Origin of the sequence: Pseudoalteromonas sp. MB47 (assembly GCF_011319765.1) — a bacterium.
GTDB classification, from domain to species: Bacteria; Pseudomonadota; Gammaproteobacteria; order Enterobacterales; family Alteromonadaceae; genus Pseudoalteromonas; species Pseudoalteromonas simplex.
Genome location: NZ_VFBD01000022.1, coordinates 1 through 11,556 on the forward strand (window position 1 = coordinate 1; position 11,556 = coordinate 11,556).

The 11,556-nt window shown below is 41.5% G+C and carries 10 protein-coding genes and 1 pseudogene; 5 read left to right on the top strand and 6 right to left on the bottom strand.

All coding sequences use genetic code 11. From position 1 onward, the window contains the following. The 5 genes and pseudogenes from IMPJCBKJ_RS12620 to IMPJCBKJ_RS12640 form a co-directional block, all read left to right on the top strand. A pseudogene (locus IMPJCBKJ_RS12620) lies at positions 1-390 on the top strand (IS4 family transposase); the annotation flags it as partial. Between the two features lie 391 nt (positions 391-781). Further along, positions 782-1,732 carry a porin gene (locus IMPJCBKJ_RS12625; protein ID WP_166340619.1) on the top strand — a complete coding sequence of 317 codons (951 nt, stop codon included), beginning with the start codon at positions 782-784 and terminating at the stop codon, positions 1,730-1,732. Between the two features lie 146 nt (positions 1,733-1,878). Further along, complete coding sequence (phoB, locus tag IMPJCBKJ_RS12630) at positions 1,879-2,568, top strand: phosphate regulon transcriptional regulator PhoB (RefSeq protein WP_054551169.1); 690 nt, start codon at positions 1,879-1,881, stop codon at positions 2,566-2,568. A 56-nt stretch (positions 2,569-2,624) separates the two neighbouring features. Continuing rightward, positions 2,625-3,956 (top strand): phosphate regulon sensor histidine kinase PhoR, encoded by a 1,332-nt coding sequence (gene phoR, locus IMPJCBKJ_RS12635; RefSeq protein WP_054551170.1) that lies wholly within the window; start codon positions 2,625-2,627, stop codon positions 3,954-3,956. 91 nt (positions 3,957-4,047) lie between these two features. After that, complete coding sequence (locus IMPJCBKJ_RS12640; RefSeq protein WP_054551171.1) at positions 4,048-5,016, top strand: phosphate ABC transporter substrate-binding protein PstS family protein; 969 nt, start codon at positions 4,048-4,050, stop codon at positions 5,014-5,016. A 52-nt stretch (positions 5,017-5,068) separates the two neighbouring features. Here the strand turns inward: IMPJCBKJ_RS12640 and mdoH are convergent, their stop codons facing one another. The 6 genes from mdoH to folK all read right to left on the bottom strand — a co-directional run bounded on the left by mdoH (position 5,069) and on the right by folK (position 11,555). Beyond that, the gene (gene mdoH / locus IMPJCBKJ_RS12645) at positions 5,069-7,051 is read right to left on the bottom strand and encodes a glucans biosynthesis glucosyltransferase MdoH (protein WP_138599593.1); all 1,983 of its coding nucleotides are present in this window, start codon (positions 7,049-7,051) and stop codon (positions 5,069-5,071) included. Beyond that, positions 7,023-8,741, bottom strand: a complete 1,719-nt coding sequence (locus tag IMPJCBKJ_RS12650) for a glucan biosynthesis protein G (protein ID WP_054551173.1) — start codon at positions 8,739-8,741, stop codon at positions 7,023-7,025. The genes mdoH and IMPJCBKJ_RS12650 overlap by 29 nt, the downstream gene beginning before the upstream one ends. A 352-nt stretch (positions 8,742-9,093) precedes the next feature. Further along, positions 9,094-9,333, bottom strand: coding sequence for a hypothetical protein (locus IMPJCBKJ_RS12655; RefSeq protein ID WP_054551174.1), 240 nt, complete (start codon positions 9,331-9,333; stop codon positions 9,094-9,096). 57 nt (positions 9,334-9,390) lie between these two features. Beyond that, positions 9,391-10,242: a pantoate--beta-alanine ligase gene (panC, locus tag IMPJCBKJ_RS12660; RefSeq protein ID WP_054551175.1), complete on the bottom strand. Its 852-nt coding sequence runs from the start codon at positions 10,240-10,242 to the stop codon at positions 9,391-9,393. Then, positions 10,243-11,037, bottom strand: a complete 795-nt coding sequence (gene panB / locus IMPJCBKJ_RS12665) for a 3-methyl-2-oxobutanoate hydroxymethyltransferase (RefSeq protein WP_054551176.1) — start codon at positions 11,035-11,037, stop codon at positions 10,243-10,245. 29 nt (positions 11,038-11,066) lie between these two features. Then, positions 11,067-11,555, bottom strand: coding sequence for a 2-amino-4-hydroxy-6-hydroxymethyldihydropteridine diphosphokinase (gene folK / locus IMPJCBKJ_RS12670; RefSeq protein ID WP_054551177.1), 489 nt, complete (start codon positions 11,553-11,555; stop codon positions 11,067-11,069). Position 11,556: the final 1 nt, after the last annotated feature.

Genomic DNA, 11,556 nt, shown 5'->3' on the forward strand with positions numbered 1-11,556 from the left:
CTTGGGTTCAGGGAAATGAAACAGTACTTGCTCAAAAATGAATTAACGTTACGTAGCAAAACCCCAGAGCTAGTAAAACAAGAGTTATGGGGCGTATTGCTCGCATACAATTTAGTACGATATATGATGACTAAGATGGCTTACAGCCTGAAAGGGATATGGCCTTATCAACTCAGTTACAGCAATGCTTCTGGCTATATCATCAAGGAGTTAATGATGTTGCCTCACACCTCAGCAGGAAAAGTACCGAGCGTAATAAATAAACTTATTGCAATGGCTGAAACCTTTGTGCTGCCAGAGCGAAGAGAAAGACATTATCCAAGATGTGTGAAAAAGAGACCCAGTCGGTACCCTGAACGAAAGCCCCAAAAAATGCCTGTCAGCTCTTAACTGACAGGCATTAGGCTTGCATGCCGGTTTTTTATTGCCTTGATCAAGGCGGATCAGCCATTTACTTACTCGTGCTTTTCAGGATCACTGTTTTACTAACATTCGCTTCCACGGATCATTATTTTACTAGTTGTATACTGATCATATGCTTTTCTTTGCTCAGCTTTTAAACGAAATGCTGAGTGTCTTAACATTAAATCAACAAGTTATCTTACTCTCTAAGTAAAAAACTGATCTGTGGGTGATCAACTTGGTAAAAACCTGATCTTGATCTGATAGAGTTAGTAGATCTGTGATCCGTGATTTTTATGTGAAATATAGTCACCTTGCCTTGACCAAAAGCCCTTTATGTTCGATTTTTAAGTTACTGCTTAAATTAAGGATCGCTACCATGAACAAACCTGCCATGATGTTGTCGAGCTTTGCAATATGCTTTATTTCTTTTCATAGTGTTGCCGAAGCTGTAGATGTGTATGGTCGGGCCCATTTAGGAATTGCTAATAGCGACACTGGCGATGGCAGCGAAACGTCTATTGAGAGCTACAGTTCACGTATGGGTATCAAAGGCAGTGGTGAAATAAGTGATGGATTAAAAGCTGTATATAAGTTTGAATTTGCAGTAAATGCGGCTGATCAAGATAGCGATGGTAAAACAGAAGAGAATATTACCGCTCGTAACCAATATGTTGGTCTTCAAGGCAGTTATGGGCAGGTAGTGCTTGGTCGACATGATACAGCGTTAAAAGTATCGCAGGGTAAAATTGATTTAATGAACGACTTTAATGGTGATGTTAAAGCCTTATTTAATGGCGAAAATCGCCTTGGCGATGTGGTTCATTATAGCTCGCCAATTGTCGGCAATATGCAATTTGTGGTCACCTATATTGCTGAAGATAATTCTAAACAAGACGAAGAAACCGGTATCTCTGCGGCCTTTATGTATGGTGATAGTAAATTTAAAAAAGCGCCTTACTTTGTCAGTGTTGCCCACGACAGTAAAGTAGCCGGTTATGATACAACACGGTTTACGGCGCAAGGTAAATTAGGCGATTTAACCTTAGGTGGTATGTATCAACAAAGCGAAAAAGTAGCTGGTTCTGATAAAGAAGATGGCTTTTTGGTAAGTGCATCCTACAAAATAGATAAATATAAGTTATTGGCGCAATACCAAGATACTGATGGTAACTTCGGTAAGTTAAAAGATTCGGGGAGTGGTACCTCTGTTGGCGTTGAACGAAGCCTGTCAAAACAAGCACGTATGTACATGTGGTATACGCAGTTTTCACTAGATAATAATGCTGACGAAGATCACTTGGCAGTCACTTTAAGGTATGACTTTTAATCCGAAATTTACTATTAAAGCGTAAAAAATGGCTATTTTTGCATTGATTTTTTTGCGCTTTTTGAATTACTCGTTAGACTTTCATAAAAATGTCATACTTAGTCATAATAATGAAACCAGTTCGCTAACGAAAGAGATAAATTGGAATGTCACGTAAAGTACTAGTCGTCGATGACGAAGCGCCTATCAGAGAGATGCTGGTTTTTGTTCTAGAGCAAAATGGTTTTCAAGCAATTGAAGCAGAAGATTATGACTCTGCAATTGAAGCTATGGTAGAACCATACCCAGATATGGTTTTATTAGATTGGATGTTACCAGGTGGTAGCGGTATTCAAATTGCGAAAAAATTTAAGCAAAACGAATACACTCGTCAAATTCCTATCATCATGCTAACAGCTCGCGGTGAAGAAGAAGACAAAGTACGCGGTCTTGAAGTAGGTGCTGATGATTACGTAACAAAACCATTTTCTCCTAAAGAATTAATGGCGCGCATTAAAGCGGTTATTCGCCGTGTTTCACCAACCTCATTAGAAGAAGCCATTGAAGTTCATGGTTTACGCCTTGATCCAATCTCACACCGTGTAACATCAGAAGGGAGTGAATTAGATATGGGTCCTACTGAATTTAGATTACTCCATTTCTTCATGACACATCCAGAACGTGTTTACAGCCGTGAACAATTACTTGATCATGTATGGGGAACAAATGTATATGTAGAAGACCGTACAGTTGATGTACATATTCGTCGTCTACGTAAAGCGATTGCACCATTAGGGCATGACCGTTTAGTACAAACCGTTCGCGGTGCAGGCTATCGTTTTTCAAGTAAATTATAAGTGTCATAGCAATGACCTTAACAAGCTAATTTACATACTTAAGGTAAAGTGAGTGTATGTATCGAGTAGTGAATAAACAGGCGTTAGCAAAACGCCTGTTTATGTATTTCTTACCCTTGTTATTAGTTGGCGTACTTGTAGGTGCGCCTTTTTTGCTTTTATTTTTAGGCTCTTTTGCACTGCTAATTTGGCATTATCATCAATTATATCGCCTCAGCGATTGGCTTCTTAATCAACGTAGTTTCAACCCACCCGAAGGGGAGGGAGCGTGGGAGCAAGTCTTTGAAGGGATCTATCACTTACAACATCGAAACCGTAAAAAACGTAATGAACTTGCAGACTTAATACGCCGCTTTCGTGATGGCGCCGAGGCTGTGCCTGATGCGGTAGTGGTTTTACAAAAAGATCTCAGCATCATTTGGTGTAACCAATTGGCTTTAAAGGTTTTAGGGTTACAGTGGCCTACCGATCATGGGCAACGCTTAGATAATCTTATTCGCGATCCTAAGTTTGCAAAGTACATGAATAAAGCCTGTTTCGATGAACCGCTCGAGCTTGATGGTGGCCACAGCTACGATCAAACCTTAGAGTTTCGTGTTATGCCCTATGCAAGTTCACAGTTGATGATGGTGGTGCGTGATGTTACTCGCTTAAAGCAACTTGAGCAGATGCGTAAAGATTTTGTGGCCAATGTTTCTCATGAGCTGAGAACACCACTTACAGTGGTAACCGGTTACTTAGAAATGCTTGATTCAGATAGCTTACCACCTCCTGCAATGTGGCAAAAAGCGCAAACTACCATGCTTGAACAATGTAAGCGCATGGACAGTCTGGTTAATCAATTATTGTCGTTGTCGCGTATTGAAGGGGCACGTCGTCAAGATAACGATAAGCCGGTTAATGTGCCGCAGTTACTTACCTATATTCAAACCGAAGCACAGTCATTAAACCAAGACAAAGGCCATGAGCTTATCTTTAATGTTGATGCGAGCTTAGACATTAAAGGGGCCGAAGATGAATTACGAAGTGCCTTTTCTAACCTTGTGTTTAACGCCATTCATTACACCAAGCCCGGTGGCAAGATTGTGGTTGATTGGCAGCTTAAAAATAACCAAGCCGCGTTTAGTGTGACCGATAATGGTGATGGTATTGCTGCTGAACATATTAACCGTTTAACGGAACGTTTTTATCGTGTTGATAAGGCTCGTAGCCGCACTACAGGTGGGTCTGGATTAGGTTTAGCGATTACAAAACATGTACTTACAAGGCATGACAGTCGTTTAGATATCAGCAGTAAATTAGGCCAAGGCTCGACCTTTGCGTTTGCATTTGGTAGCGAAAAAGTCGTGCGTTTAACAGATAATATTAAAAAAACTGCAAAGTCATAAAAATGTCATTTAAGGGTAATCTAACTGTCATCTAGTATCATTAGAGTAGACCGCAGTTAGGAAATGGGACGAACAAATCGGAGTAACCCCTATGAAATTCAAAAATCTCGTTGCCGCAATGGGTGTGGCTGTAACAACATTTGTATCAGCACAAGCAGCTGCAGTTGATAAAGATATGCCTGAGTACACTAAAGTAAGTGGTATCTCTGGTAACTTCTCATCTGTAGGTTCTGACACACTTGCAAACATGATGACGTTCTGGGCAGAAGAGTACAAGCGCTTCTATCCAAACGTAAACATTCAAATCCAAGCAGCGGGTTCTTCAACTGCTCCTCCAGCATTAACTGAAGGGACAGCAAACTTCGGCCCAATGAGCCGTCGTATGAAGTCAAAAGAAATTGAAGCATTCGAAAAGCGTTACGGCTACAAGCCAACTGAAGTACGCGTTGCAATCGATGCTCTTGCTGTATTCGTACACAAAGATAACCCAATCAAAGGTTTACGTATTGACCAAGTTGATGCGATTTTCTCTTCAACACGTAAATGTGGTGCTGATGCACAGGTTAATCGTTGGAGCGAAGTAGGTCTTGAGGGCGATTGGGCAGCAAAAGATATCCAGCTTTACGGTCGTAACTCAGTATCGGGTACTTACGGTTACTTCAAGAAGAAAGCACTTTGTAAAGGTGACTTCCGTAACAACGTAAACGAACAACCTGGTTCTGCATCTGTAGTACAGTCAATCTCTTCTTCAGTGAACGCGATTGGTTACTCAGGTATCGGTTATAAAACATCAGGTGTACGTACGGTTCCACTTTCTAAGAAAGGCGACAACTTTGTTGATGCAACATTAGAAAACGTAGCAACAGGTAAATACCCACTATCTCGTTTCTTATACGTTTACGTGAACAAGCACCCTAACAAGCCGCTTTCACCAATCGATGCAGAGTTCTTAAAAATGGTTCTTTCTGTAGACGGTCAAAAAATTGTTGAGAAAGATGGTTATGTGCCACTTTCAGGTAAAATGGCAATGGCTGAACTTAAAAAGCTAGGCCTTCTGTAACAACCATACAGACATAGACGAAAAAACCGCTCAGTGAGCGGTTTTTTTTCGTTTAGCTTTTAGCAAATAATTTTGCCTTAATGCGTTGCTGAGCAAGACGTACTTGCTTACGCTTTTTACCCGAGGGAGCCTTAAAGCTTTGAATTGGCATTACCGTTGGGTATTCATTAGGTAGTGCAGGTACACTAAAGTCAGCGTGCTCATCCTTAGGTAAACCAATTTCTTGTTGATGTACACGAAGTGCCGCTAAGGTATCATCGTTTTCAACTTCACTTGGACATAAGAATAAGCCCATTTTACGCATTTTCACACCTAAGCCGATGCTGCTTGAGTAACGTACAATTGGCGCTGCTAAAATAAGGCCCACTAAAATAGGTGATAACCACCAAAAGAAGGTCGGTGTGTAATAGTAAGCAACCGAGCCCCAAATAATCGCGGTAATAGTCGAAAATAACGTATAACCAATCGCTTCCTTCCACGGTACCATTCTACCTTCACGAGGCTGTGCATCCCAGCTCACTTTTTTGCCTAAAAATACGCACACGACAAAATAGCTATGAAACACCATCATTAGCGGCGCAATTACAATGGCAAAAACCGTTTCGATGAGTGAACCTGCAATTAGCTTCATCGTGCCACCAAAGGCTTTATTACGGTGTACTAAAGTCACAATAATACCCATTAATTTAGGTAGTAACAGTAATACGGCAGTAATGAATAACAACGAATCAATTAGATCCGTTTTGGCAATTTGCCAGGTTGGGAAAAGCTGATAAGCATGGTTAAAGTATACGTCGCTATTAAGAGCACGAGTCACTGCATCTAAGGTACTTAATGCCAGCATAGATAACCAAATTAACGATGAAATATACGCTGTGGCACCAAATAAAAAGTGCATTTTACTCATTAGCTTAAGGCCAGATTTAGGCAATAAACCTAAATGCTGGATATTTCCTTGCACCCATCGTCTATCTCGAATTGCGTAATCGAGAATGTTACTTGGCACTTCTTCGTAGCTACCTTCAACATCACTCAGCAGTAACACATCCCAGCCACTACGGTGTAGCAGTGAGGCTTCAACAAAGTCATGACTTAAGATTTCACCGCCAAATGGGGCATTGCCTTTTAAAACTGGCAGGCCGCAGCATTTTGTAAATGCTTCAACGCGAATAATTGCATTGTGACCCCAGTAGTTTGCTTGGTTTGTTTGCCAAAAAGCAGAACCAGTTGCCAACATTGGGCTATATAAAATCGATGCAAACTGTAAAAAGCGACCAAAAAACGTGTCTTGGCGAACCGGAATAGGGATCGTCTGGATCAAACCTGATTTTGGATTGCTGATCATGCTAGAAGTCAGTTCAAGCATACATTGACCCGTCATAATGCTATCGGCATCAAGCACAATCATATGATCGTATTGGCTGCCCCAACGTTCACAAAAATCAGTTAAGTTACCTACTTTACGGTGTTTGTTGTCTTCACGGCGACGATAAAAAGTATGCGCAGCTAAATCACCTAAACGCTTAGTGAGAGCATTCCATGCTTTTAGTTCATTACGTGCGATTTCAGGGTCTTGCGTATCACTAAGTAAGTAAAAATCGTAATGTGGCATTTGTCCTGTTTTGGCCAGCGAGCGAAGGCTAACCTCAAAACCGGCAATTACACGCTCTGTATCTTCGTTGTAGATAGGCATAACAATGGCTGTTTTCGTTTGGCTCAAGGCATGCTGATTAATCTCGATTGGCTTTTGACGTTTTAAGGTCAACGGGTCAATACGAAATAATTGCAAGATAAAGCCCATACAGCCACTACAAAAGGCTGTAACAATCCACGCGAAGGTGACTGTAAATAATGCCAGTAAAGCGTACTCAAGCGGTGTCATGCCGTTAGAATTTAAAATATCGAACATGATCCACACGCCATAGGCGGTAATGCTGAGCGCTAGGCTCGAAAAAAGCCAAGCGCGGGTTTTCTTAAATGGCATTGCTGTTGCTTCTAACGCTTTACTATTGGACGTCGTTTGGATACCAGACATAGCTCCATACCTCGCTGATTTCTTTATCACGTAGTTTTAACGATAAGCGCATATCAACTGGCTTATCTCCCTCTGGCGCCACTTTAAAGGCTACGCGCCATCCTTGATTGTTTGGTAACTGCTGTACCGTTTTATCGCTTATTTGCCCAGCAGAGAGTGTAAGATCCGCTTGCATGGCAAAATTAGCAGATAGTTGATTAATGGTTTCGCCACTAAAATCAACGGTAAATTGGCGGTGGCTTTTTGGTGGTGGATTGTCTTCACCAGGTAATGCTGCACTACCAATTCGAGTTCTTAACACACTCGCTTTATCTTGAGTTGCAAGCGTGGCATTGAAAGTCGAAAGCTTGTAACTAAAGCTTAAGCTGTCACCGGCTTTCATTGGCTGCTCTGGCACCCAGTAGCTAACAATATTGTCGTTGGTTTCTGTATCTGTTGGGATCTCTACTAACTCAACGCGCCCTTTACCCCAATTACCTTCTGGCTCAATCCACATACTCGGACGGTTGTGATAATGTGCTTCGGTATCAAGGTAGTTATTAAAGTCACGGTCTCGCTGTGCAAGACCAAAGCCTTTCGGGTTCTCGTAGCTAAACGAAGTGACACTTAGCTTCTTCGGGTTATTCAGTGCGCGCCAAACCCATTGACCTTGTTCTGATTGCATTAGAAGGCCGTCAGAGTCATGTACTTCAGGGCGGTAGTCGTCGAAGAACTTTGTACTGTTTTCACCGTGGTAGAACATACTTGTTAGCGGGGCAATACCAAGCTTTTTGATGTCTTTGCGGGCGAAAATTTGCATTTGAGTTTTCACTTCAGTGTTGGTCGAAGGTGTTAATTCAAAACGATAGGCGCCCGACACAGACGGGCTATCTAATAATGCGTAGAGCACGATAGTGGTATCTTCGGGTGCTGGTTTTACTAACCAGAACTCTTTGAATACAGGGAATTCTTCACCTGAACTAAGAGCAGTATCCACCGCAAGTCCACGGGCTGACAGACCATATACTTGGTGCGGACCAACTAAACGAAAATATGAAGCACCTTGGAACACAGCCACTTCATCTTTGTACTGGTTGTTGTTCAGTGGAAAATGCAAACGAAAACCTGCATGGCCAAGTTGTGTATTGGCAATCGCAGTACTGATCTCTTGCTCTAACGGGGCAGCAGTTGCATCATAACGATAGTAATCTGTTTTAAAAGGTAAACTTTTTACTTCAGCGTTTTGTTCAAGAGTATTAATTGCAACCGGTGAACGATATAAAAAGCCTGGGTGGAACAACTGCACTTCATAAAGGCTTTGATCTTTCCAAATCGCTTGCTCAGTACGAAAACGGATTGCACGGTAGTCTTGGTAATTGATGCTTGTGAGCGCCTCAAGTTCAAGATCTTTCGGGGCTACATAAGGCTCTGAAGCGAGTTTTTTAGCACGCGCAGTGATAACATCAAATAGCTTTTCTTGCGGAATAGTGATCATCTCAGGCTTAAGCTCAACAGCAGCCTTTTCCTTTGAGGCCAGTTTTTCATTTTCGGCTGCTTGAACTTTAACGGCTGTTTGTTCTGTTTTAGTTACGTTTGATTGCTCTTGTTCTTCAATTGCGTATGTATGACCTGCGCTCATGGCTAATAATACGCCCAATAAGGTCTTCTTTTTAGCAGCACTGAAGAGCTTGGTTCGAGTTTCTGGTCTCATTCAATTTTCCTTTAGCCGTAAATCACGTTAATTCATTCATATCCCTTAGCAATTACTGAACCCAAAATAAAAACTAATAATCTCAATGACTTTGAGTTGGTGCAGTTAAATGCGAAGAGTAAAATTTTGAAATTAGTGAGAAACAATTACATGGTTGCAGTTGTTTATTCGTCACCAATATAGAGAAGTTTAATGAACGAAAGCTTGCCCTAATATGAATAGATTAAAGGGTAAACAAAAATATGAACAAAATTACCAGAGGCTTAATTATGGAAATGAAATTGTAATCGAGAAGAGAAGTGCAGGCACCGAACAGGGTTCAGTGCCCTAATAAGCGAGCTAAAAGTGAGTATTATTTAACTTCACCTAATTTTTCGGCATTAGCTTTACATTGATTATAAGCTTCAATGCACTTGTTACTACACACCTTATGAACTAAGCCATCAGCAGTGCTTTGTTGTTCACAGCTTGCCTCGCATTGGTAGTTTTGTTGAGCACATTGTTGCATTTCTGGGTTTTCAATTTTATTTGAGCAAGCAGACAGTAATGTCATAGCAAATAATGTTGCTGCAATTGCAGGTAGTTTTTTCATGCTTATCCCTAGTTTATGTCTTTTCTTTGCAATCCATCTTACCCAGATTATTGCTATTTAATCCAGCTCAACTTGTAAATTGTCAATTAAACGTACTGAGCCTAAATAAGCAGCAGCTAAAATAACAAGTTGTTTATCAGCCGTTGTTGCCGGCTTTAATGTTGAGCGCTCTGCTACCGCATAATAGTCAGGTTTAAGGCCTGCACTTTCAAGCTGTGCTTTTGCATCAGCCTCAAGTGTAGCAATGTCTGCATTGCCTTGCTTCAGTGCTGTTGCTGTATTATTTAACGTGGCAAACAGTACTTTTGCAGTGTCTTTTTGCTCATCAGATAAATAGCCATTACGAGAGCTCATTGCTAACCCAGAGATTTCACGGCAAGTAGGTACGCCAATTATCTCTACAGGGATAGATAAATCGCGTGTCATGGTTTTAATCACCTGCAGCTGCTGAAAGTCTTTTTCGCCAAAACAGGCAAAATCAGGCTGTACTAAATTAAATAACTTAGTGACAACGGTTGCGACGCCTTTGAAGTGACCAGGGCGCGAGCCGCCACAGTAACCCATAGAAACACCCGGCACATCGACAAAGCTTTGCTCGCCTAAACCATTTGGGTAAATCGTTTCAACGGAGGGTGTAAACACGATATCAGTACCGAGTTCAGCTAAACCTTGTTTATCTTCGTTAAGTGTACGTGGGTAGCTATCAAGATCTTCGTTAGCCCCAAACTGCATTGGGTTCACAAAGATACTCACAACCACTTTATCAGCCAAGGTTTTGGCTTTTTCAACCAGTGAAAAGTGACCTTGGTGTAAATTGCCCATAGTAGGCACTAGTGCAATGCTCAGGCCTGCTTGACGCCAAGCTTTGATTTGGCTGCGTAACGATTTGATTTCAGTGATTGATTGCATTTATTTAAACTCGTGTTCGGTACTTGGGAAAGCACCACTTTTTACATCTTCACAATACTTTTGCACTGCTGCTGGCATATTGCCGGTTTCTAATAAAAAATTCTTTGAAAACTTAGGAATATAGCCTGCTGAAATACCAACTAAGTCGTGCATAACTAAGATTTGCCCATCAGTTTGATTACCTGCACCAATACCAATGGTAGGAATGTTCAGCTCATCAGTAATACGTTTAGCAAGCTCACTTGGAATACATTCTAAAACAAGTAACTGCGCACCTGCCGCCTCAAGTGCTTTCGCATCGCTAACCATTTTATCGGCTTGAGATTGCTCACGACCTTGAATTTTAAAGCCACCAAATACATGCACTGACTGAGGTGTTAAGCCTAGGTGGCCACATACTGGAATACCTTGTTGGGTCATCGCACGAATGCTGTCGTGCAGCCATTCGCCACCTTCAAGCTTGATCATGTTTGCCCCAGCACGCATCAGCTCTGCAGCATTTTTACAGGCATCAGTTGGGTTGGCATAGGTCATAAAGGGTAAGTCAGCAATTACAAATAATTCGCGGCTACCAGCACGTACGCAGCGTGTATGATAAGCAATCTCTGTGTTGGTTACTGCTAATGTGTCATCAGCACCTTGCAATACCATCCCTAAAGAGTCACCAACTAAAATCACCTCGACGCCATTATCATGAAACAATTTAGCAAAACTGGCATCGTAAGCTGTTAATGCGGTGATTTTTTGTTGTTCTTGTTTCATTTTATTCAAGGTTGAAACGGTGATTTTAGACATAATTTCCTCTAAGGCTTAGCCTTGGTTGATTACTGCTGAGGGAGTTGTTGTAAATCGTTTAAAGGCAACGTTTTTGTTATATCAGCAAGTGATTGATTATTCGGTAGTACAAGTGTTGGTGCAATTTCCAACAAGGGGTAAACAACAAACTCTCGCTCTGTTAGGCCATAATGAGGCACGGTTAAGCGAGGGGTGTCTATTACGTCATTACCGAACAATAAAATATCTATATCAAGGGTACGCGGACCCCAGCGCTGTTCTTTTCTAACACGGCCATGCTCAAGCTCAATGGCTTGCGTTAAATCAAGCAACTGCTCTGGCATAAGTGCAGTTTTAACACATGCGACCGCATTTACATAATCGGGTTGATCTTGTGGCCCCATGGGTTTGCTTGCGTAATCATGGGATACACAAACAAACTCAACATCTTCTAATGCTTTTAGGGCAGCGACAGCAGCATGAATTTGTTTACGTGGCGCGTTTAAATTGGCACCTAAACCTAAATAAACGGTATGCATA